Annotated in this window: 19 protein-coding genes and 2 pseudogenes; 9 read left to right on the plus strand and 12 right to left on the minus strand. The window is 68.1% G+C overall.

What is annotated here, in order from left to right; translation table 11 throughout:
• Positions 1–42: 42 nt before the first annotated feature.
• The 5 genes from H6844_09590 to miaA form a co-directional block, all read right to left on the minus strand.
• Positions 43–1,077 carry a rod shape-determining protein gene (locus H6844_09590; protein MCB9929652.1) on the minus strand — a complete coding sequence of 345 codons (1,035 nt, stop codon included), beginning with the start codon at positions 1,075–1,077 and terminating at the stop codon, positions 43–45.
• A 98-nt stretch (positions 1,078–1,175) separates the two neighbouring features.
• Positions 1,176–2,195, minus strand: coding sequence for a ketol-acid reductoisomerase (gene ilvC, locus H6844_09595; protein MCB9929653.1), 1,020 nt, complete (start codon positions 2,193–2,195; stop codon positions 1,176–1,178).
• Positions 2,196–2,318: 123 nt separating this feature from the next.
• Positions 2,319–2,828, minus strand: a complete 510-nt coding sequence (gene ilvN / locus H6844_09600; protein MCB9929654.1) for an acetolactate synthase small subunit — start codon at positions 2,826–2,828, stop codon at positions 2,319–2,321.
• A gap of 141 nt (positions 2,829–2,969) precedes the next feature.
• Positions 2,970–4,736: an acetolactate synthase 3 large subunit gene (locus H6844_09605; protein MCB9929655.1), complete on the minus strand. Its 1,767-nt coding sequence runs from the start codon at positions 4,734–4,736 to the stop codon at positions 2,970–2,972.
• 95 nt (positions 4,737–4,831) lie between these two features.
• On the minus strand, positions 4,832–5,758 hold the full coding sequence (gene miaA / locus H6844_09610; protein ID MCB9929656.1) for a tRNA (adenosine(37)-N6)-dimethylallyltransferase MiaA: 927 nt from the start codon (positions 5,756–5,758) through the stop codon (positions 4,832–4,834).
• Between the two features lie 101 nt (positions 5,759–5,859).
• On the opposite strand from miaA, the gene serB reads away from it, so the two are divergent.
• The gene (gene serB, locus H6844_09615; protein MCB9929657.1) at positions 5,860–6,714 is read left to right on the plus strand and encodes a phosphoserine phosphatase SerB; all 855 of its coding nucleotides are present in this window, start codon (positions 5,860–5,862) and stop codon (positions 6,712–6,714) included.
• 184 nt (positions 6,715–6,898) lie between these two features.
• Here the strand turns inward: serB and H6844_09620 are convergent, their stop codons facing one another.
• The 4 genes and pseudogenes from H6844_09620 to hflK all read right to left on the minus strand — a co-directional run bounded on the left by H6844_09620 (position 6,899) and on the right by hflK (position 11,139).
• A complete protein-coding gene (locus tag H6844_09620) occupies positions 6,899–8,353 on the minus strand; it encodes a DegQ family serine endoprotease (protein MCB9929658.1) in 1,455 nt (484 codons plus the stop codon).
• A gap of 201 nt (positions 8,354–8,554) precedes the next feature.
• The gene (locus tag H6844_09625) at positions 8,555–8,740 is read right to left on the minus strand and encodes a DUF2065 domain-containing protein (GenBank protein MCB9929659.1); all 186 of its coding nucleotides are present in this window, start codon (positions 8,738–8,740) and stop codon (positions 8,555–8,557) included.
• Between the two features lie 262 nt (positions 8,741–9,002).
• Positions 9,003–9,914: pseudogene (gene hflC, locus H6844_09630) on the minus strand (protease modulator HflC).
• A gap of 28 nt (positions 9,915–9,942) precedes the next feature.
• On the minus strand, positions 9,943–11,139 hold the full coding sequence (gene hflK, locus H6844_09635) for an FtsH protease activity modulator HflK (protein MCB9929660.1): 1,197 nt from the start codon (positions 11,137–11,139) through the stop codon (positions 9,943–9,945).
• A 137-nt stretch (positions 11,140–11,276) separates the two neighbouring features.
• Here hflK and H6844_09640 point away from each other — a divergent pair, with 137 nt between their 5' ends.
• Entirely contained in the window at positions 11,277–12,341 is a 1,065-nt protein-coding gene (locus H6844_09640; GenBank protein ID MCB9929661.1) for an Mrp/NBP35 family ATP-binding protein, read from the plus strand.
• Positions 12,342–12,483: 142 nt separating this feature from the next.
• Here H6844_09640 and H6844_09645 read toward each other — a convergent pair.
• Positions 12,484–13,176, minus strand: a pseudogene (locus H6844_09645) (alpha/beta hydrolase).
• A 228-nt stretch (positions 13,177–13,404) separates the two neighbouring features.
• Positions 13,405–14,937 (minus strand): benzoate-CoA ligase family protein, encoded by a 1,533-nt coding sequence (locus H6844_09650; GenBank protein MCB9929662.1) that lies wholly within the window; start codon positions 14,935–14,937, stop codon positions 13,405–13,407.
• Between the two features lie 100 nt (positions 14,938–15,037).
• Between H6844_09650 and H6844_09655 the strand changes: the two genes are divergently transcribed.
• The 4 genes from H6844_09655 to H6844_09670 all read left to right on the plus strand — a co-directional run bounded on the left by H6844_09655 (position 15,038) and on the right by H6844_09670 (position 18,326).
• On the plus strand, positions 15,038–15,418 hold the full coding sequence (locus H6844_09655; GenBank protein ID MCB9929663.1) for a cupin domain-containing protein: 381 nt from the start codon (positions 15,038–15,040) through the stop codon (positions 15,416–15,418).
• A gap of 313 nt (positions 15,419–15,731) precedes the next feature.
• Positions 15,732–16,121 carry a hypothetical protein gene (locus tag H6844_09660; protein MCB9929664.1) on the plus strand — a complete coding sequence of 130 codons (390 nt, stop codon included), beginning with the start codon at positions 15,732–15,734 and terminating at the stop codon, positions 16,119–16,121.
• Positions 16,122–16,225: 104 nt separating this feature from the next.
• The gene (gene hisD / locus H6844_09665) at positions 16,226–17,509 is read left to right on the plus strand and encodes a histidinol dehydrogenase (GenBank protein MCB9929665.1); all 1,284 of its coding nucleotides are present in this window, start codon (positions 16,226–16,228) and stop codon (positions 17,507–17,509) included.
• Between the two features lie 4 nt (positions 17,510–17,513).
• Positions 17,514–18,326, plus strand: coding sequence for an enoyl-CoA hydratase/isomerase family protein (locus tag H6844_09670; GenBank protein MCB9929666.1), 813 nt, complete (start codon positions 17,514–17,516; stop codon positions 18,324–18,326).
• Positions 18,327–18,536: 210 nt separating this feature from the next.
• On the opposite strand, the gene H6844_09675 is transcribed toward H6844_09670, so the two are convergent.
• Positions 18,537–19,946, minus strand: coding sequence for a deoxyribodipyrimidine photo-lyase (locus H6844_09675; protein ID MCB9929667.1), 1,410 nt, complete (start codon positions 19,944–19,946; stop codon positions 18,537–18,539).
• Positions 19,947–20,018: 72 nt separating this feature from the next.
• On the opposite strand from H6844_09675, the gene H6844_09680 reads away from it, so the two are divergent.
• From H6844_09680 to H6844_09690, 3 genes are all read left to right on the plus strand, one after another.
• On the plus strand, positions 20,019–20,849 hold the full coding sequence (locus H6844_09680) for a UDP-2,3-diacylglucosamine diphosphatase (GenBank protein ID MCB9929668.1): 831 nt from the start codon (positions 20,019–20,021) through the stop codon (positions 20,847–20,849).
• Positions 20,850–20,859: 10 nt separating this feature from the next.
• On the plus strand, positions 20,860–21,864 hold the full coding sequence (locus tag H6844_09685) for a glycosyltransferase family 1 protein (GenBank protein MCB9929669.1): 1,005 nt from the start codon (positions 20,860–20,862) through the stop codon (positions 21,862–21,864).
• Positions 21,865–21,949: 85 nt separating this feature from the next.
• Positions 21,950–22,738, plus strand: a complete 789-nt coding sequence (locus H6844_09690) for an enoyl-CoA hydratase/isomerase family protein (protein ID MCB9929670.1) — start codon at positions 21,950–21,952, stop codon at positions 22,736–22,738.
• The last annotated feature ends 84 nt before the right edge of the window (positions 22,739–22,822 follow it).

Below are 22,822 nucleotides of genomic sequence, written 5' to 3' on the forward strand. Positions count from 1 at the left end.
CGGCTCCCAGGCACCGCGCTTCCCCTCAAGGAAGGCGGGTAGCTATTCGATCAAGACGCTTTGGAGGGCTTGCCGTTCCTCCAGGCAGCGTCCGCAGCCGAGCGCAACGCATTCTAGCGGATTCTCCGCAATCGATACAGGCAGCCCGGTCGCCTCGCGCAGCACCAGGTCCAGATTCGGCAACAGGCCGCCACCGCCGGTCAGCACGATGCCCCGGTCGACGATATCCGCGGCCAGTTCCGGCGCGGTGTTCTCCAGGGCGACCTTGACCGCCTCGACGATCTGGTGGATGGGCTCTGCCAGGGCTTCGGCAACCTGACTTTCGCTGATCACGACCTCACGCGGGACGCCGTTCGTCAGGTCGCGCCCGCGTACCGCCGCCCGGCGCTCTTCCTCTTCCTCTACCGGCCAGGCCGTGCCGATGGAAACCTTGATCCGTTCCGCCGTCGATTCGCCGATCAGCAGGTTGTGATGGCGGCGCACATAGTTGGCGATCGCTTCGTCCATCTTGTCGCCGCCGACGCGGACCGAGCGGGAATAGACGATGCCCCCCAGCGACAGCACGGCCACTTCCGTGGTGCCGCCGCCGATATCCACGACCATGGAGCCGGTCGGCTCCGTGACCGGCAGGCCGGCGCCGATGGCCGCGGCCATGGGTTCCTCGATCAGGTACACCCGGCGGGCGCCGGCGCCCATGGCGCTTTCCTTGATGGCGCGCCGTTCCACCTCGGTTGCGCCGGAGGGCACGCAGACCACGATTTGCGGGCTGACGAAGCTGCGCCGGTTGTGCACCTTATGGATGAAATGCTTGATCATTTCCTCCGCCACCTCGAAATCGGCGATGACGCCGTCCCGCAGCGGGCGGATGGCCGTGATATTGCCGGGGGTGCGCCCCAGCATGCGCTTGGCTTCCTCGCCGACGGCGACGACCTGCGGCCGCCCGCGGATCTCGCGCACGGCGACGACGGACGGTTCGTCCAGCACGATGCCGCGGCCGTTGACATAGACCAGGGTGTTGGCGGTGCCCAGGTCGATGGCCATATCCTGGCTCAGAAGTCCGAGAACGGCTGAAAACATTGCGCCTCACAAAAACCTTGCGCCCGAAACGGGCGCAGCGCGGCTATATATAGCCGCGCTGCCAACCCTTCGAAAGTGGAACGCTGTCGCGCAACAGCTTAGTTCTTGGATTTATCCACCAGCGCGTTCTCGCCGATCCACGGCATCATCGCGCGCAGGCGCTCGCCGACCTCTTCGAGCTGGTGCTCGGCACCGATGCGGCGCTTCGCCTTGAAGCTGGTCTGGCCGGCGGCGTTCTCCAGCACCCATTCGCGGCTGAACTCGCCACGCTGGATCTCGCCCAGCACCTCTTTCATGCGCTCCTTGACAGAGGCATCGATGACGCGCGGGCCGCGGGTGTAGTCGCCGTATTCGGCCGTGTTCGACACCGAATAGCGCATGCCGGCCATGCCGCCCTCATAGATCAGGTCGACGATCAGCTTCACTTCGTGCACGCACTCGAAATAGGCCATTTCCGGCGCATAGCCGGCCTCGACCAGGGTTTCGAAACCGGCCTGGATCAGGGCGGTCAGGCCGCCGCAGAGCACGGTCTGCTCGCCGAACAGGTCGGTCTCGCACTCTTCCTTGAAGGTGGTCTCGATCACCGCCGCGCGGCCGCCGCCATTGGCGCAGGCATAGGACAGCGCCAGGTCATGGCAGTTGCCGCTGGCATCCTGATGGATGGCGATCAGCGACGGCACGCCGGCGCCGCGCACATACTCGCTGCGCACCAGGTGGCCGGGGCCCTTTGGCGCGACCATGAACACGTCGATGTCCGAGCGCGGGTTGATCAGGTTGAAGTGGATGGAGAGGCCGTGCGCCACCGCCAACGCCGCGCCGGGGCGGATATTGGCGGCAATGTCCTGGGCATAGAGCGCGGCCTGGCCCTCGTCCGGGGTCAGCATCATGACCACGTCGGCCCACTTGGCGGCCTCGGCCGGCGCCATCACCTTGAAGCCGGCGCCTTCGGCCTTCGGCGCGCTGCCTGAGCCCGGACGCAGGCCGACCACGACCTCGGCCACGCCGCTGTCGCGCAGGTTGTTGGCATGCGCGTGGCCCTGGCTGCCATAGCCGAGAATCGCGACTTTCTTGCCTTTGATCAGGTTCAGATCGGCGTCGCGATCATAGTAAACACGCATGGCACACATTGGTTGGTCGTCCTTCTTGTTCGGATCGGATCGGGCGCCGCCAGCGGCGCAGGGATCGGTGACGGCCCCGACAAGCCAAAATCCCACGGGGCCGATAATCTTAGGTGCAGGCTTCTAAAGCCCTCGATTGCCGCGCGCAATGGCGACGGAGCCGGTGCGGGCCACATCGGTCAGGCCCAATGGCCGCATCAGGTTGATGAACGCATCGACCTTTTCCCCGGAGCCGGTGATTTCGAACACGAACGACTCGTTGGTGGAGTCGACCGGATGGGCCCGGAAAATATCGGCGATCCGCAGCGATTCCACCCGGGTTTCGCCCTTGCCGACCACCTTGATCAGCGCCAGCTCGCGGCCGACGAACGGCCCTTCCTCGGTCAGGTCGCTGACCGCGTGCACCGGCACCAGCCGGCCGAGCTGCGCCTTGATCTGTTCGATGATCATCGGCGTGCCGGAGGTGACGACGGTGATGCGGGAGAGATGCTCTTCCGGGTTCACCTCCGCCACCGTCAGGCTTTCGATATTGTAGCCGCGGCCGGAAAACAGGCCGATGACCCGGGCCAGAACGCCCGGTTCGTTGTCCACCAGCACCGATAACGTGTGCTGCTCAATCGCTTGGTCTTGCAAGAATGCCTCCGCGTGGGGCGGTTGTTCGGTTTGTCCTGGGTGGCCGTCATCGCGAGGCGGCGTGTTCGCCGACGCCACCCGGCCATGGCCGTCCGGATGGCGTCGCGCCGCGCGCGATGACGCCGACAGAGGGGGAGGGGCCTAGACCAGCACCATGCCGTCTTCGGAGATGGGGCGGGCGGCCTCGTCTTCCGGGCCCAGCAGCATGTCGCAATGGGCCGCGCCCGACGGGATCATCGGGAAGCAGTTTTCCTTCTTGTCGACGCAGATGTCGGCGATCACCGGGCCGTCGGTCGCGATCATCCGGGCGATGACGTCGTCGAGCTCGTCCGGCGTGGTGGCGCGCAGGCCGGTCCAGCCGAAGCTTTCCGCCAGCTTGATGAAGTCCGGCAGCGAGGCGGTGTAGCTCTCGGCATAGCGGCCGCCATGCAGCAATTCCTGCCACTGGCGCACCATGCCCATCCATTCGTTGTTCAGGATGAACACCTTGATCGGCGTCTTGTACTGCGCCGCACACGACATTTCCTGCATGTTCATCAGGAACGACGCCTCGCCGGAGACATCGACCACCAGCGCATCCGGATGGGCGACCTGGGTGCCGATGGCGGCCGGCAGGCCATAGCCCATGGTGCCGAGCCCGCCCGACGTCATCCACCGGTTCGGCTTCTCGAACTTCAGGAACTGCGCCGCCCACATCTGGTGCTGGCCGACCTCGGTCGTGATGAAGACGTCGCGCTTGTCCTTGTCCAGATGGGCCTGCAAGCGCTCCAGCGCGTATTGCGGTTTGATGACCTCTTTGCTGGTCCGGTAGGTGAGGCACTTCCGCTCTTGCCAGCTGCGGATCTGCTCCCACCACTGGGCGAGGGCCGCGCCGTCGGCCGCCAGCTTTTGCTGGTGCCAGCCGTTCAGCAATTCCGCCAGCACCACGCCGGCATCGCCGACAATGGGCAGGTCGACCGGCACGTTCTTGTTGATCGACGAGGGGTCGATGTCGATGTGGATCTTCTTCGCCGTCGGCGCGAACGCATCCAGGCGGCCGGTCACCCGGTCGTCGAAGCGGGCGCCGACCGCGATGATCAGGTCGCTCTGGTGCATGGCCAGATTGGCCTCGTACATGCCGTGCATGCCCAGCATGCCGAGCGACATCGGGTCGGAGGCCGGGAAGGCGCCCAGCCCCATCAGCGTCTGGGTGCAGGGGAAGCCCGTGGTGTGCACCAGCCTGGTCAGCGTCTCCGAGGCACCGGGGCCGGCGTTGATGACACCGCCACCCACATAGAAGATCGGCTTTTTCGCCGCCGCCATCATCTCCAGCGCCGCCTCGACCTTGCCTTCGGCCGGCTGGGTCGGCGGGTTGTAGGAGCGGTGCTGCACCGCGCTCGGCGGGGTGTAGACGCCCTCGGCGAACTGCACGTCCTTCGGCACGTCGATCACCACCGGGCCGGGGCGGCCGCTGCGGGCGACATAGAACGCCTCGTGCACCACACGGGCGACGTCGTTCACGTCCTTGATCAGATAGTTGTGCTTGGTGCAGGGGCGGGTGATGCCGGTCGTATCCGCTTCCTGGAAGGCGTCGTTGCCGATCAGGTGCGTCGGCACCTGCCCCGTGAAGCAGACGATCGGAATCGAATCCATCAAGGCATCGGTCAGGCCGGTCACGGCATTGGTCGCGCCCGGACCGGACGTCACGAGCACCACGCCCACCTTGCCGGTGGAGCGCGCATAGCCCTCCGCCGCATGGACCGCACCGCCTTCCTGGCGCGCCAGGAAGTGGCGAAGCTGGTTCTGCTTGAAGATCTCGTCATAGATCGGCAATACCGCCCCGCCCGGATAGCCGAATACGGTGTCCACGCCCTGGTCGATCAGGGCGCGGATAATCAGGGCGGCGCCGTTCATGCGCTCTTCGGTCATCGGTCCAATTCCTTGGGAAGCTTGGAGCAGGAGGGGTAAGAAAATAGCCCACCCTGGCATAGCCGGGCGGAACTTAGAGAAGGATCATTCGCCGGTCAACCCGTTTTGCGAATAAATGATAAGATTTCTTCCGTTAAACTTTCCGAAAATTGCGCGTCAATCCGTAGCGCCCCCGGCAATCGGTGACGGAACCAGGTCAACTGCCGCTTGGCAAACCGCCGCGTGGCCTGCTGTGCGGCGGCCAGGGCCTCCGGCAGCGACATGGTGCCGCGTAAATAGGCAGCCAGGTCGGCCATGCCAAGCGCTTTCATCGCCGGCAGGCCGGGATCGAGCCCGCGGGCCAGCAGCGCCTCGACCTCCGCCAGGGCGCCTTCGTCCAGCATCGCCTCCAGCCTGCGGTCGCACCGCGCGTACAACACCGGGCGCGGCGGGTTGAGCCAGACGGCCGCGTGCGGGAAGGGCGCGGGCTCCGGCGGCAGGCGTTGCCAGGCGCTGAGCGTCCGGCCGGTCGCCCGCCACACCGCCCGGGCGCGGATCAGGCGCTGCCGGTCGCCCGGGCCGATGCGGGCCGCGGCTTCCGGGTCGTGCTCCGCCAGGGCCGCGGCGAAGGCGGGCAGGCCCAGGCGCTCGGCCTCGGCTTCGGCCTCTGCCAGGGCCGCGGGCGGCAGGTCCGGGATCGGGCTCAGGCCGTTTGTCAGTGCCTCGATATAAAAGCCGGTGCCGCCGGTGACGATGGCGCGGCGCCCGGCGGCATGGGCCTCGTGGATACAGGCCAGGGCCGCCTCCCGCCACCGGCCGGCGGAATAGCGCTCGGCCGGGTCGACATGGCCGTAGAGCCGGTGGGGCACCCGCGCCTCGTCTTGCGCGGAGGGACGGGCGGTCAGGATGCGCAGGCCCTCATAGACCTGCATCGAGTCGGCGTTGATGACGTCGCCGTCCAGGTGCTCGGCCAGCGCCAGGGCCAGCGCCGACTTGCCGGATGCGGTCGGCCCGGCCACGACGATGATGGGGCGCGCACTCATCGCGGAGAAAGGCCGCATCGCGGCGGCCGCCCGGCTCGGCTATGACCGCCGCCATGACGAACGACAGTCCCTACACCCTGACCCTGGTCGCCGCCGACGGCATGTTGCGCGGCGGCCTGTGGGAGCGCGCGCTGGCCGCTCTCGCCCGGCACACCGCGGTTCTCGGCCCGGCCGACTGGCTGGCGCCGGAGACCGCCTGCGACTGGCCGCTGGCGCATCTGCCCGACGACCATCTGGGCCCGGAACTGGATGGGCTCGGCCTCGATCATGCGGTGCACCGCCAGGGCGAGACGCGGCGCAAGCGCGTGCTGATCGCCGACATGGATTCCACCATCGTCCAGTCCGAAACCCTGGACGAACTGGCCGGCGAGGCGGGGATCAAGGACCAGATCGCGGCCATCACCATGCGCTCGATGCGCGGCGAACTGGACTTCGCCGAAGCCCTGACCGAGCGCGTCGGTGCCCTGAAAGGGCTGGAGGAAGCCGCGCTGGCACGCACGCTCGCCCGCACCCGCGTGATGCCGGGCGCGACCCGGCTGGTGCGCACCATGCGCGCCCAGGGGGCCATTTGCTGGCTGGTCAGCGGCGGATTTTCGTATTTCACCTCGCATATCGCCAAGCAAGTAGGCTTTCACGCCGACCGCAGCAACCGGCTTTGCATTGCCGACGGCCGCCTGACCGGCACCGTCGGCCAGCCGATCCTGGATCGCAACGCCAAGCTGGAGGCGCTGCACGCGCTCTGCGGCGAGGCCGGCGTGGCACCGGCGGAGGCGCTGGCGGTGGGCGATGGCGCCAACGATCTGGCCATGATCCAGGCCGCCGGCATGGGCGTCGCCTTCCAGGCCAAGCCGGCCGTCAAGGAAGCGGCGCGGTTCCGGGTGAACCGCGCCGACCTCACAACGCTTCTGTATTTCCAGGGCTACCGGGCAGCCGAGATTACCGACCGTCTGCCCTGAAGCCTTGCCTCGCTTGGGATGCCCGTGTATCCCGGCCGCCGCAGAGCGGGGCGCCGGGACCGGTTGGCGAGAGCGAACACCGACCGCGCCGGTGTTCGAAGGATGACACCGGCCCCGGAGCGGTGCTCTGCACCGTCCGGGGAACAAGGGGGGACGAACGAGAGCGCCCCCCAAGCCGATGGCGTCAGTCCTCGTGCGTCAGGGGGACGACGACGAAGCGCCGCTCGCCGCCGCGATTGAACAACACCAGAACCGATTTGCGACCGGCTTCCTTGACCGTGGCGACGATGCTGGCGACCTCGCTGGGCTTGGTCACCGCTTCCTGGTTCAGTTCGACCAGGATATCGCCTGGCTTCAGGCCCTTCTTGGCCGCATTGCCGTCCGCCATGACGTCGGTGACGAGCACGCCGTTGACGTCGTCCGGCAGTTCCATGCGTTCGCGGGTCTTGTCGGTCAGGCTGCTGACGGAGATGCCCATGTCGTCGATGGCCGCACCGTTGCCGGGCTCATCGCCCTTGGCCACGGTCGCGGCTTCCTGATCCTCGAGACGGCCGAGGGTCACGGCCACGGTCTTTTCCTCGCCCTTGCGCCAGAGCACCACGTCCACCTTTTCGCCCACCGGCGTTTCGGCGACGATGCGGGGCAGGGCGCGCATGCGGTCGATGGTGTGGCCGTTGAACGACAGGATGACGTCGCCGGACTGGATGCCCGCCTTCGCCGCCGGACCGTTCTCGGAGACGTTGGCGACCAGGGCGCCGTGCGGAGTCTTCAGGCCCAGGCTATCGGCGATTTCCTCGTTGACGGTCTGGATATGCACGCCCAGCCAGCCGCGGCGGGTCTCGCCATACTTGCGCAACTGCGCGATCACCGGCTTGGCCAAGTCGATCGGGACCGAAAAGCCGATGCCGACGCTGCCGCCCGACGGCGAGTAGATCGCCGTGTTGATGCCGATCACCTCGCCATCGACATTGACCAGCGGACCGCCGGAATTGCCCTTGTTGATGGCCGCATCCGTCTGGATGAAGTCATCGTAGGGGCCGCTGCGGATGTCGCGCTTCTGCGCCGAAACGATGCCCGCGGTGACGGTGCCACCCAGGCCGAACGGGTTGCCGATCGCCACCACCCAGTCGCCGACCCGCAGCACGTCGCTGTTGCCGAGCGGCAGATAGGCCAGCGGCTTGTCGCTTTCCACCTTCAGCACGGCGATGTCGGTCTTGGGATCGTGACCGATCAGCTTCGCCGGCAGAGAGGTATCGTCCTGGAAGCGAACGAGGATTTCGTCCGCGCCGTCGATCACATGATTGTTGGTCACGATGATGCCGGTGGGATCGATGACGAAGCCGGACCCCAGCGACGTGACCTGCCGCGGCGCGCTATCCTGCCCCTGCTGGCGGTCGAAGAACTCCCGGAAAAATTCCTCGAACGGAGAACCCGGCGGGAATTGCGGATGCCCGGGGGCGGAGTCCCGCTTGATGGTCTGGGTCGTGGAGATGTTCACCACCGCCGGAAGCGCCTTTTCCGCCATGTCGGCGAAGCTTTCCGGTAAGGCTTTGGCAAAGGCGCCGGACGTGGCGGAGACGAGAAATATCACAAGCGCAAGGGCCATTGAACCCGAACGCTGAACAGCCGGCCAACTCATTGGCTAAGGCCTCCCTCAATCAAAAAAACCTGGAACCGTCGCGAAAGAATGGGACGCGACTCCCAGAACGCAACCCGTATGTAGGCAATCGGTGAGGCTGTTCAACGGCAACGGACGCTGCCCCTTTCCGGGACGCGAGAGCCCGGCGGAAGAACCGGCCGGAGCCGCGGTTTTCGCGTGGCTCCGGCCGGGCAACGGGTCTCACATGCGGATGACCCAGACGATGAAGACGCCGACCACGGCCATGGTCAGGCCGAAGAATCGCACCCGGTCGGTGGGCTCCTGCAGAATGCGCACCACCATGCGCCGCATGGCGTCGGGGAACAGCGCGTAAAGCGCCCCCTCGATCGCCAGCATCAGGCCGAGCCCGACGATGAAGTCGATCATGCGCTGGCCCCGGCCTCGCGGTCTATTGCGCGGTCGCCGGCGAAGTGGCGGGCGCCGTGGGCGTCTCCGTCGTTGCCGGCGGCACCGCGGGAGCGGCCGGCGCGTCGGCGGCCCCCGGAGCGGCCGGCAGGGTCGGCACGTCGGGCACCGCCGGAAGTTTCGGCATTTTCACGTCCGGCACGGCCGGCAGCTTTTGCAGCGACGCGCCCCCGGACCCGTTCTGTCCGTTGGCGGGTTCGCCCTCTTTTGCGCTCTCTTCCGCGGCCTTCTCCGACTGCGCCGGCAGCGACACGCCCGACTCGATCTTGCCCACGTTCAGCTTGCTGAAATAGCTGAAGAAGTCGGAGTCGGGGCTCAGGACCATGGTGGTGCCGTCGGCGTTCAGCGCCTTGCGGTACGCTTCCATCGAGCGGTAGAAGGCAAAGAACTCCGGGTCCTTGCCAAAGGCATCCGCATAAATGCTGATCGCCGAGGCATCGCCTTCGCCGCGCAGCACCTGCGACTGGCGTTGCGATTCGGCGATGAGCACCGTCTTCTCTCGCTCGGCGCGGGCGCGGATGCGCTGGGCGACTTCGGCACCCTGGGCGCGGAACTCGCGCGCTTCGCGCTCGCGCTCCGATTGCATCCGCTGGTAGATCGCCTCGGCGTTGGCCGCGGGCAGGTCGGCGCGGCGGATGCGGACGTCGACCACGTCGATGCCGAACTTGGAGGCGGCCTCGTTGGTGTCGGCCAGGATACGGGCCATGATATCCGCGCGCTCTTCCGAGAGCACGCTCGCCAGGGTCTCGTTGCCGACCACGCGGCGCAGCGAGGCGCTCAGAATGCCGGCCAACCGCGCCCGCGCGGCGGCCTCGGAACCGACGGCTTTGTAAAATTCCAGCGGGTCGCCGATGCGGTAGCGGGCGAAACTGTCGACCACCAGCCGCTTCTGGTCGGCGGCGATGATTTCTTCCTGCGGCGGCGCAAAGTCGAGAATGCGCGATTCGAAATAGACGACGTTTTGCACGAACGGCAGCTTGAAGTGCAGGCCCGGTTCCTTGATGACCTGCTTCGGATCGCCGAACATCAGCACGATGGCCTGTTCGGTCTGGCGCACGACAAAGGCGGCGCTGGTCGCGACAATTCCGGCGACGATGACGACGACGCCGAGGACGACGAGCAGATTCCGGCTCATGAGGTTTGGCTCCTGTTGCTCGCGTCGGTTACTGGCTGCGGCCGGAGGCGCTGCCGGTGCTGCCGCTCTTGGCGGTGTGGCTTTGCAGTTCCGGCAGGGGGAGATACGGCACCACGCCGGACCCGGTGGCGCTGCGGTCGAGGATCAGCTTGTTGGCGTTGCCCAGCACCTCTTCCATGGTTTCCAGATAGATGCGGCGCACGGTGACGTCCTTGGCCTTGCGATAGGCGGCGTAGACATCGTCGAAGCGGCCGGCGTCACCGCTGGCACGGGCGACGACTTCCTGCTTGTAGGCCTCGGCCTCCTGGATCAACTGCTCGGCCTCGCCGCGGGCACGCGGGATGATGTCGTTGCGGTAGGCCTCGGCCTCGTTGCGCAGGCGCTCCTGGTCGGCGCGGGCGCGCTGCACGTCACGGAAGGCGTCGACCACCTGCTGCGGCGGGTCGACCTTCAGCAATTGCGACTGGGTGATCTGAATGCCGGACCCATAGTCGTCCAGAATGGTCTGGATATCCTGCTGCGCGCGCGCTTCGATGGCGCCGCGGCCTTCGGCCAGGGCGGAGGCGATCGGCGTCTGGCCGATGATCTCGCGCATGACGCTTTCGGCGACGGCTTTCACCGTGCCTTCCGGGTCGCGGATGTTGAACAGATAGTGGCCGGCGTCCTTGATGACCCAGAACACGACGAAGTTGATGTCGACGATGTTCTCGTCGCCGGTCAGCATCAGCGATTCGTCCGGCAGGCTGCGCATCAGGTCCGAACGCCCGGTGTCGCCGGCCGAGCGGAAGCCGACCTCCGCCCGGTTGACGCGCGTCACCTTCGGCGTGACCACGTCCTCGATCGGGTAGGGCAGGTGATAGTTCAGGCCCGGCGGCGTGGTGGCGACATAGGCGCCGAACCGCGTGACCACGCCTTGCTCGTCCGGCAGAACGCGATAAAAGCCGCTGACGAGCCAGAGCGCGACGGCCGCCAGGATCAGCAGCAACGGCCCGCGGCCGCCGCCCACACCGCCCGGCAGGATCTTGCGCAAGGCTTCCTGGCTTTTCTTGATGGCCTCGTCGATATTCGGCGGCTGCGGTCCCTGACCGCCGCCGCGGCCACCGCCGCCGGACGGACCCCAGGGGCCGCCACCGCCGCCCCAAGGGCCTCCGCCGCCGCCACGACCGCCTCCGTTACCTCCGCCGCCCCAAGGGCCGCCGCCACCGCTCTGATTGTGCATGGGCATGCAAATCTTTCCCGCAAATGAGTTCTGCCGCGTGCGGCCTTCCATTGAACGCAGCGCCTCATATATGACAGGCAGTGCCGCCGCACAACCGAGGCGCGGCGATCCTTGCTCCGATCGGTCGAAGAAAGAGTTGATGCATGGCGGGTCCCACCGAAGCCCAAGTGCGCGCAGAATTGGCAAAAGTTCCCGGCGCCGGACAGTTGCTGGACGGGGTTGCCGTGAAGGACGGGCACATCCAGGTCGCCCTGGCGATTGACCCGGCCCAGGCCCAGCAGGCAGAGCCGGTGCGCCGGCAGGCAGAGACCGCGTTGCGTGCACTGCCGGGTGTGTTGTCGGCCACGGTCGTGCTCACGGCCAACCGCGATCCGGCGCAGCAAAGCCCGGCGCCTGCGCAACGCGGGGCCGCGCCCCGCCAGCACAGCCCCCAGCAAAGCCCGATGAACCCGGAACCGGTGCCGGGTGTCGGCGCGGTGATCGCGGTCGCGTCCGGCAAGGGCGGCGTCGGTAAGTCCACGGTCGCGGCGAATCTCGCCGTGGCCCTGGCCCAATCCGGCCTGCGGGTCGGCCTGATGGATGCGGATGTCTACGGCCCGTCGGTGCCGCGCATGCTGGGCGTCAACCGCAAGCCGGACAGCGACGGCCAGATGCTGCTGCCGCTGGAGGCGCACGGGGTCAAGCTCATGTCCATGGGCTTCATGGTCGAGGAACGCACGGCCATGATCTGGCGCGGCCCCATGGTCATGAGCGCCGTGCAGCAGATGATTTTTCAGGTGCAGTGGGGCGCTCTCGACGTGCTGGTGCTCGACCTGCCGCCCGGCACGGGCGACGCCCAGCTGACCATCGCGCAGAAGGTGAAGCTGGCAGGCGCCGTCATCGTCTCGACCCCGCAGGACATCGCCCTGCTCGACGTCCGCCGCGGCATGACCATGTTCGAGAAGGTCAACGTGCCGGTGTTCGGCCTGGTCGAGAATATGAGCATGTATATCTGCCCGAACTGCGGGCACGAGGCCCACATTTTCGGTCATGGCGGCGCGGCGGCGGAGGCGAAAGCGCTCGGCTGCGACTTCCTGGGCGAGATCCCGCTGTCGCTGCCGATCCGCGAGCAGAGCGACGCCGGCGCCCCCATCGTCGTTGCCCAGCCCGGCAGCCCGGAGGCGGAAGCCTTCCGCACCCTGGCCGCACGCGTCCGCGCGAAGCTCTGACCCGTTCCGTGCCGTCCCTCCCCCGATCAAGTCGGGGGAGGGGTGACAGACAGCGTCCGCCCTACTCCGAGACGCGCAGGGCCGAATCCCGCGGCTCCGGCGTGCCCATCAGATAGCGATGGAGGAATTCGCGGCAGAGGCGGATTTCCTCCATCGGCACCGCCGGATGCAGGCCGGGGTTGGCGTGCAGGCGCTTGTCCTCGCTGGCCAGCGCATCGAACAGGGCGAGGCAGTCCTCGCGGCTGAACAACTCGTCCTCCAACTGCCAGAGGAAAAACACCGGGCAGGTGATCGCCTTAGCCGCGGCCTCGACCTTGGGGCGATAGTGATCCGGACCGGTGATGCCCATCAGGCCCAGCACCGCCGCCTTGATGCGCGGCTCGGCCGCGACCAGCGGCGCGCCGTAGATCGTGCCCATGGAGAGGCCGTAATAGCCGACCGGCCCGGCGCCCACCTCCGGCAGCGCCTGCACCGCGTCCAACACGGCCTGCCAGTCGGCGACCATGTCGGCCTCGGTGCCCTCGCGCTGCCATTCCGGCCAGAACGCGGCCCGTCCGCCCGGCCCGACCTGCCGGCGACCGTGCACCGGCCCGTCGATGGCGAGCACGAACATGTTGTGGTCGCCCACCAGATGCTCGGCCATGTGCGGGATCGGCGCCTGATGGCGCGAGCCGCTGGCGCCGTGTCCGCAGAGCACCAGCGGCGCGCCGGTTTCAGGGCGTTCGCTCTGCCAGAGCACGCCGGTGACCGTGCGGTCGCCGCGCTGCAACGTGAACTCGCGCGCCACCAGGCCGGGGCGGGCAGGGGTGGAGGCGTCGGGGGCGTGAAAGTCCATGAGGGTTCCTCGGTCGTGTCGGAGGCAGTATTGCGGGTTTGATGCGTTGGGGGAAGAGAACCGCGGTTCAGATCAGTGGCCGGCAAGCCTCTCCCGTCTCGGGCGTCATTGCGGGCCCGAAGGGCATGGCAATCCAGACCGGCCCGTGAGCCAGGCCGCCGCCTACCTGGATTGCCGCGCGGGCCTTGCCCGCTCGCAATGACGCCCGAGAAGGGGAGGGGGCAGCCCTCAATCCCGCAGTTTGAAGCGCTGGATTTTGCCGGTCGCGGTCTTGGGCAGTTCCTCGACCACCTCGACCCAGCGGGGATATTTCCACGGGCCGACGCTGGCCTGCACATGGTGTTTCAGGTCCTCGAACAGGTGGTCGGAGCCCTGGCCCTCCTTCAGCACGACGATGGCCTTGGGCTTCAGCAAGCCCTCGTCGTCCTCGGCCGGCACGACGGCTGCCTCCAGCACGGCCGGGTGGGAGATCAGCGCGCTTTCCACCTCGAACGGCGAAACCCAGATGCCGGAGACCTTGAACATGTCGTCGGTGCGGCCCTGGTAGGTGTAATAGCCATCGGCCGAGCGTAGGTATTTGTCGCCGGTGTGGGTCCATTCGCCGGCAAAGGTGCGGCGGGTCTTTTCGCGCTGGTTCCAATAGCCCTCGGCCGCCGTCGGCCCGCGCACCAGCAACTCGCCGATTGCGCCGTCGCCCAGCTCCGTGCCGTCGTCGTCCACCAGCCGCAGGTCATAGCCGGGCAGCGGCTGGCCGCTGGTGCCATAGCGCACGGCGTTGGCGCGGTTGGAGAGGAAAATGTGCAGCATCTCGGTCGAGCCGATGCCGTCCAGGATTTCCACGCCGAAGCGCTTTTCCCACGCCTTGCCCACCTCTTCCGGCAGGGCCTCCCCGGCGGAAACGCAGAGGCGGAGACGGCCGCCGGTGTCGATGTCCGCGCCCTCTGACTGGGCAAGCGCCAGCATGCCGGCATAGAGGGTGGGAACGCCGAAATAGAGGGTCGGCCTGTGCTGCTGCAATTGCCGGAACATCGCCTGCGGCGTCGGCCGCTCCGGCCACAGCACCGCCGTGGCGCCGACCGAGAGCGGGAAGCTCATGCCGTTGCCCAGGCCATAGGCGAAGAACAGCTTCGCGGCCGAGAAGAATACATCGTCCTCGCCGATGCCCAGCACCGGCTTGGCGTAAAGCCGGCAGGTCTCCATCGGCGAGGTGTGCAGGTGTTTCGTGCCCTTCGGCATGCCGGTCGAGCCGCTGGAATAGAGCCAGAACGCCACCTCGTCCGCCACCGTGTCGGCAAGCGCAAAGGTCTCGGGCTGGGCGTCGCGCTGCGCAGCATAGCCGCCATCGCCGCCGACGACGATCACATGGTTCAGGAACGGCAGGCCCTCCAGGATCGGCTCGACCACTGGCAGCAGCGGCGCGGAGACGAACACCGCCCGCGCCCGGCTGTCCTCCAGGATGTAGCGGTATTGCTCGGTCGTCAGCAGCGTGTTGAGGGCGATCGGCACCACGCCCGCCTTGATCGCGCCCCAGAAGATCGCCGGGTAGTCGCACGTGTCCAGCAGCACGCAGGCCACCCGCTCCTCGCGCCGGATACCCAGCGCCGCCATCAGGTTCGCGGCCTGGTTCGTCTCCGTCACCAGTTCGCCATACGTCATGGACCGCGCCGGGTCGATGAATGCCGTTTTGTCGGAGCGCCCTTCGACCCCATGTCGGTCGACCATGTCGGCGGCGGCGTTGTACTGGCGCGGATAGTCGGACATGAGGCGAGATTTCCCTGGCGGCTATTGGTCTTCGGGCCGATCATAGCGCTCTCGGCCCGTGGCGTCAGCCGCAGCGCATCCGGGAAGGAGGAGTTCGCTCATGCCGATCATCGACCAAGCCGCCCAGCCCGTCGAGGAATGGCGGCCGGGCGTGCGCACCGTCATGCTGGTTTCGGCGGTGACCGGCTCCAGCCAGTTCTGCATTTTCGAGCAGTTCTGCGCTCCCGGTCTCGGCGCGCCGACCCATCTGCATGCGGTGGAAGAGGTGCTGACCATCGTTGCCGGTCAGGCGGAAGTCTGGCTTGGGGACGAGCGCCATGCGCTCTCGCCCGGCCAGTCCATCGTCATTCCCGCCGGTCGCTTCCATGGCTTCCGCAACGCGGGCGACGGCGAGTTGCACGTCCGCGCCACCCTGGCCGCGCCGATCTTCGAAGCCAGCTATGACGACCGCAACGAACTGAGCCGCCGCTGGGTGCCCTGAGCCACCCCGCCGCCCTCCGCACCATTCCCGCTTTCCCGGCCGGCCGCAGGGCGGGCCCCGCCGAGGCGGAGGCGGCCACCCTGGACCTGTGCTTTCCCGGCCGTCCGCAGGGCGGGCCGGGATCTCGAGCCGGGGAGGGCTCCCTCGGTCGGGGACGCACGCGCATGGAGGTCCCGGATCGCCGCTCCGCGCCGTCCGGGAAAGCGGGCGCGAGGGCGTCGCGGTTTGCCTGCGGCAGCGGGTTCGCTCCCCTTTGCGGCACGGTCGTGCTAGGCGGAAGGCACTTCCGATTACTCCAGTGAGGGTCTGTGTCATGGCCGCGTTTCCGCTGCTGGCCATTGTGGTCGTGCTGTTCAACGCCCTGGCGTTCTTCGCGCCAGGGCTGATCGAAGCGCCGCTGGTGGATGCCATCCTGCCATCCGGTGCCGGTTTCCTGGTCCGCTATGCCGATGCGCTGGTTGGCCTGGGCCTGGTGTTGCTGTTCCTGGAAATCGCCAAGGCGACGCGTACCTCCGGTGCGGCAGTCGTGGACCATGCGCTGTCCATGGTGGTGTTCGTCGTCTGTCTGGTCGAGTTGTTATTGGTGAAGGAGGTGGCGTCTGCCGCCTTTGCCCTGCTGACCCTCATGACGATGATCGACGTCATTGCCGGCTTCACCGTCACCATCGCCGGCGCCCGCCGCGATTTCGGGGTGGAGCGCTAGCGGCTCGCCATCAAAGCGGGCCATCCCATGGACGTCGCCACCCGGGTTGCGTAAACACAGACCCAGCCCAAGACGCCCCAGTCCGCCGGAGGAACCCCCACCCCATGGCCACCTATCTGAAACGCGGCGAGGCCGCGGAAGCCTTCGACCGCGCGATGGTCGAGGACACCGTCCGCACCATGCTGGCGGACATTCGCACCAATCGCGAGGACGCGGTCCTCAAATACGCCCGCGACCTGGACAAGTGGACCAACCCGGAGGTCCGCCTGTCCGAGGACCGCATCCGCCAGGTCGAGGCCATGCTGCCCCAGACCTGGAAGGACGACGTCGCCTACGCCATCCAGCAGGTGCAGGACTTCGCGCGCGTGCAGAAGGCCGCCCTGCAAGAGGTTGAGGTGGAACTGCAACCGGGCGTCGTGCTGGGCCACCGCCATATCCCGGTCGGCTCGGTCGGCTGCTATATTCCCGGCGGCAAGTATCCGCTGGTGGCGGGCGCCTTCATGACCGCGGGCACGGCCCAGGTCGCGGGCGTCGAGACCATTCTCGGCTGCGCCCCGCCGCGGGACGCCGACGGCATGTACCCGCAGACACTCTATGCGCTGAAAGCGTCGGGCGCCGGCGCGCTCTATTCGCTGGGCGGCGTGCAGGCGCTGGCCAGCATGGCCTATGGCTGCTTCGACATGCCGGCCTGCGACATGATCTGCGGCCCCGGCAACCCGTTCGTCGCCGAGGCCAAGCGCCAGCTCTTCGGCACCACCGGCATCGACCTGCTGGCCGGCCCGACCGAAATCCTGATCATCGCCGACGGCAGCGTCGACGCCGCTTTGGTCGCCACCGACCTGCTGGGCCAGGCCGAGCACGGACCGGATTCGCCCGTCTGGCTGATCGTCACCGACGAGGCCTTCGGCCATGCCGTCATCGCCGAGGTGGAGAAACAGCTTCTCACCCTGCCCACCCGCGAGATCGCCGAGAAGGCCTGGCGCAACAACGGCGAAGTCGTCGTCGCGCGGGATCGCGAGGAGGCTGCCGACCTCTCCGACGCCTATGCCGCCGAGCATCTGGAACTGCTGACCGGCGAGGACGACTGGTATTTCCGGCGCCTGAAGAACTACGGCTCGCTCTTCATCGGCGAGGAAAGCACCGTGGCCTATGGCGACAAGGGCGTCGGCACCAACCACACCCTGCCCACCGGCCGCGCCGCGCGCTTCACCGGCGGGCTCTGGGTCGGCAAGTTCCTGAAAACCTGCACCTACCAACGGCTGACGCCGGCGGCCTCGCGCCATATCGCGCCCGTGATCTCGCGCATTTGCGAGGGCGAGGGCATGCTGGCCCACGGCATCACCGCCGACGTCCGCTACACCCGCTTCGCGCCCAAGAACGAGACCTGACGCCATGTCCACCGCCCCCACGCTCACCTGCACCAAGCTGGAAATCGCCGGCCGTGTCGCCACCTTCACCCTGAACCGGCCGGAGGCGTTGAACGCGCTGTCCTGGCAGATGCGCGAGGACTTCAAGGCCCTGGTCGATTTCGTCGAGGGCAATGAGGCCATCGGCGCCCTGGTCCTGGCAGGCGAGGGGCGGGCCTTCTGCGCCGGCGGCGACGTCACCACCATGACCGACCGGGTCGGCGACGGCCCCGGCCCGTCGCGCCAGCGCATTCTCGACGTGCACCAATGGCTGCTGCGGCTGCACAATATCGACTGTCCGGTGATTGCCGCCGTGGAAGGTCTGGCCTTCGGCGGCGGCTTCTCGCTCGCGCTGACGGCGGACCTGGTGTTTGCCAGCGAGAAAGCGCGCTTTTGCGCCGTCTTTGCCCGCATCGGCCTGATGCCGGACATGGGGCTCGCCTACACGCTGCCGCGCCTGGTCGGCCCGCAGATGGCGAAGGACCTGATGTTCACCGGTCGCTCCATCACCGCGGTGGAGGCGCAGGCGCTCGGCCTGGTCCATTCGCTGCACCCGGCGGGCGAGACCCTGGCCGCGGCCCAGGCCTATGCCGCGCGTCTGGCGGAGGGGCCGAAGACCGCCCAGTCGCTGACCAAGCGTCTGGTCAACAAGAGCTTCGAGCGCGGCTGGCAGGACGTGGCCGACGCCGAGGCCGACGGCCAGACCCTGTTGTTCTCCAGCGCCTTCGCCCAGGAGGCCATCCGCCGCTTCCTGGCCAAGGAGCCGGGTCCCTACAACTGGGACGCGCCGAAGGGCTAGAGCGTCCCGAGGTGAACCCGCGGCAGTTTCCCTCCCTCCACCGCTTCCCTCCCTCCACCGCTTCCCCGGACTTGATCCGGGGCCCATGCCTGAGAGCGCACCACAAAGACCGGACTCTGTGAGAAGCGCTCAGGCATGGCCTCCCGCTTGCGCGGGAGAAGTGGGGAGGGTGGGCGGAAGCGAGCGGAGGCCCCCCCGGCGCCGCGGCGCTCACCCTCCCCGGATGCTTGCGAATGCCGCCAGCGCCCGCTCCCGCGCGGCCTTGTGGTCCACCAGCGGCGGGATGCCGGCGGCGCCCGGCGCGTAGCTCTGCGCCTCCGGCTGCCAGCGGCGGCGATAGGCGCCGGACGGATCGAATTTCGCGCCTTGGGTGATCGGATTGAAAATGCGGAAATAGGGCGCGGCGTCGGCGCCGCAGCCGGCGACCCATTGCCAGTTGGCGATGTTCTGGGCCGGGTCCGCGTCCACCAGCGTGTCCCAGAACCAAGCCTCGCCCGCCTGCCAGGGCAGCAGCAGGTGCTTGGTCAGGAACGAGGCCGCGCCCATCCGCACCCGGTTGTGCATCCGGCCGGTCTGCCAGAGCTGGCGCATGCCGGCGTCGATCCAGGGGTAGCCGGTGCGTCCCTCCTGCCACGCCTGCAAGGCCGCCGGGTCTTCGGCCCAGGGGAAGGCCTCGAACCGTTCCTGGAACGGCCGCTCGGCCAGGGTCGGGGTGTGGTAGAGCAGGTGGGCGCCGAAATCGCGCCACACCAGTTGGCGCAGAAACGCCTCCGCGCCCGCCGCCAGCGCCGGCTCCGCATCGGCGGCGTGGCGGGTGGCGTGCCAGACCTGCCGCGGCGAGATCTCGCCGAAGGCCAGATAGGGCGAGAGCGCCGACGTGCCATCCCGGTCCGGCCGGTCGCGCCCGGTGGCGTAGGCGGCTGCCGCCGCGTCCAGGAAGTGCGCGAGCCGTGCCTCGGCGGCGCCTTCCGCCGCCGGCCAGGTCTCGCGCAGGCCGCCGGCCCAGTCCGGACGGGTCGGCAGCAGGTGCCAGTCCGCCAGCGCCTCGCCGGCGAGGGGAATGGGAGGCAGCGTTTGCGGCGATGGTTCCGGCAGGGGCGCGGACGGCTCGCCCAGCGCCAGGCTCGCCTTGTGGAAGGGCGTGAACACCTTGAACCAGCCGCCCTGCCGGGTCTTCACCTCCCAGGGTTCGCGCAGATAGGCGGCGGCGAAGCTCTCCGCCGTCACCCCAAGCCGACGCAACTCCGCCTTCAACGCCGTATCGGCGTCCACCCCCCAGGGCGTGTAGCGGCGGTTCCAGAATACGCCGCCGGCGCCCAGCGCCGCGGCCACGCGCAGCACTTCCGCGTTCTGCTCGCCACGGCAGAGCAGCAGCGGCACGCCGATGGCCTCCAGCCGGCTGGAAAGGCGGGTCAGCCCGTGGCGCAGCCACCAGCGCGCCGCCCCGCCCAGCGGCCGGCCGTCGGCCGAATCGTCCAGCACATAGAGCCCGACCGCGGGGCCGGCGCGCATCGCCGCCGTCAGCGCCGGATGGTCCCCAACCCGCAGGTCGCGGCGGAACAAAACGAGGGTCGGTGCGGCCATTGCTGCCTCCCGGCGCCGGTGTCGCCGAATCGTCATCCGAGTTGATTACCCACCGCTTGCCGGTTAGACCCGGTTCCACCCCCGCGAGCGACCGCCTCCGCCGGCGGCATGAGGGCAGCGATGTTGATGCAACAGACCTTCCGCTATCGCGCGATCTGGATCTCGGATGTGCATCTGGGCACGAAAGGCTGCCGGGCGGAACTGCTGCTGGACTTTCTCAGGCACACGGAAAGCGAAACGCTCTATCTGGTCGGGGATATCATCGACGGCTGGCGGCTGAAAAGTGCCTGGTACTGGCCGCAGTCGCACAACGACGTGGTGCAGAAACTGTTGCGCAAGGCGCGCAAGGGCACGCGCGTGATCTATATCCCCGGCAATCACGACGAGTTTGCCCGCCCTTTCGTCAACCACCAATTCGGCGGCATCGACGTTCGGCCCAATGTCATGCACCGGACCGCCGATGGCCGCCGCCTGCTGGTCATTCACGGCGATGAGTTGGACGCCGTGATCCAGTCCGCCAAATGGCTGGCGCTGCTCGGCGACTGGGCCTATCGCCTGGCCCTGGTCGCCAATGTCTATTTCAACGCGGTCCGCAGGGCGCTGGGCTATGATTACTGGTCGCTGTCGGCCTATCTGAAATACAAGGTCAAGAACGCCGTCGCCCATATCGGCCGGTTCGAGGCCTCGGCCGCCCAGTACGCGCGCGAGCGCGGCGCCGACGGCGTCGTCTGCGGCCACATCCATCACCCGGAAATGCGCGACGTGAACGGCACGCTCTATGCCAACGATGGCGACTGGGTCGAAAGCTGCACCGCCCTGGTCGAGCACGAGGACGGCCGCCTCGAACTGCTGCACTGGCGGGCGCCGCTGGCGCTGCAACGGCCAGAAGCGCCGGTGTCCGACCGGGTCGCGGCGCCCGCTGCCGCGGCGCGGGTGTAGCGGCTTGGCGTTGCGTCTGCTGATCGTTACCGACGCCTGGTTCCCGCAGGTGAACGGCGTCGTCCGCACGCTCTCGACCATGGTGGAGCGGTTGCGGGCCGCCGGCGACGCGGTCGAGACCCTGACGCCGGCGGATTTTCGCAGCCTGCCATGCCCGACCTATCCGGAAATCCGTCTGGCGGTGTGCACGCCCGGTGCGGTCGCGCGGCGGATCGAGGCGTTCCGGCCGACCGCGCTCCACATCGCGACCGAGGGGCCGCTGGGGGTCTGGGCCCGGCGCCATGCTCTGAAGCGGGGCTGGCCGTTCTCGACCAGCTTCCACACCCGGTTTCCCGAATACATCCACGCCCGCACCCGCTTTCCGATTCGCTGGAGCTATGCGGCGCTGCGCCGGTTCCATGGGGCCGCGGCCGCGGTGATGGTGCCGACGGCGGCGGTGCAGCACGACCTGGAGCGCCGCGGTTTCCCGAACCTGCGGCTCTGGACCCGCGGCGTCGACACGAGCCTGTTCCATCCCGGCCCCCGCCCGGACTGGGCGCGGGACCTGCCGCGGCCGGTGATGCTGTCGGTCGGCCGCGTTGCCGTTGAGAAGGGGCTGCCGGACTTCCTCGCGCTCGACCGCCCCGGCACCAAGCTGGTGGTCGGCGAAGGCCCCGCCCGCGCCGAGCTGGAGCGGCGCTTTCCCGAGGCCCGATTCCTGGGCGCAAAATTCGGGCCGGACCTGGCCGATGCCTACCGTGCCGCCGACGTGTTCGTTTTTCCGAGCCGCACCGACACGTTCGGCCTTGTGATGCTGGAGGCGCTGGCGAGCGGCGTGCCGGTCGCGGCCTATCCGGTCATGGGACCCGTCGACGTGATCGGCACCGCGCCGGTCGGCTGCCTGGACCTGGATCTGGGCCGGGCCGTCACCGGGGCGCTGGCCGTTCCCCGCGACCGGTGCCGCGCGTATGCGGAGCAATTCTCCTGGGCCGCCTGTGCCGAGCGGTTCCGCGGCTTCCTCGTGCCGTTTGCCTGACGCGCCGGCAACGGGCCTCTGGCGTCGCCGGCGGTTCCCTCCTAAAACCGCTGATATCCCTTCGCAAGCAGACGAGGCATCCCTCATGAAACTCTCGACCGACAAGATGATCGGCAAAAAGGACGGCCATATCGGCTGGATGACCTTCAACAATCCCGACCGGCGCAACGCCATGTCGCTGGAAATGTGGGAGGCCGTCGGCGAGATCATGGCGGAGTTCCAGGCGGACGAGAATATCCGCGTCGTCGTCATGCACGGCGCCGGCGACAAGGCGTTCGTCTCCGGGGCCGACATCTCGCAGTTCGAGAAAATGCGCGCCGACGCCGCCATGACCGAGCAGTACAACGCCCGTGCCGAGGCCGGCCGCAAGGCGATCCGCGACTTCGACCGCCCGATCATCGCCATGATCCGCGGCTTCTGCATGGGCGGCGGCCTGGGCATCGCCATGTCGGCCGATCTGCGCTTCGCGGCGGAGGGCTCGACCTTTGGCATTCCGGCCGCGCGCCTCTCCATCGCCTATACCGGCGAGAACATCGTCAATCTTTACAATCTGGTCGGTCCGTCCCGCGCCAAGGACATTCTCTACAGCGCCCGCCGCTTCGATGCGGCAGAGGCGCTCTCGATCGGCCTGATCAACCGCGTGTTCAGCACCGACACGCTGGAGGCCGAAACCCGCGCCTATTGCGAGACCCTGGCCGACAACGCGCCGCTCTCGATCAAGGCGCACAAGGTCATCCTGGGCGAGTTGTCGAAAAAGGCCCCGGACCAGTCCAAGATCGACGCGGTTGCGAAGATGTGCTTCGACTCGGCCGACTACAAGGAAGGCCGGACCGCGTTCATGGAGAAGCGCAAGCCGGTCTGGAAGAGCGCCTGAGGCGCGCGGCGGCGGCGCCCGACAAGGCGCTGCCGCACACGGTCGGTTGACACCGGGCCTCGCCAGCGGGGCTCTCACGCGCCG

The organism is Alphaproteobacteria bacterium (genome assembly GCA_020638555.1).
GTDB lineage: Bacteria > Pseudomonadota > Alphaproteobacteria > Bin95 > Bin95 > JACKII01.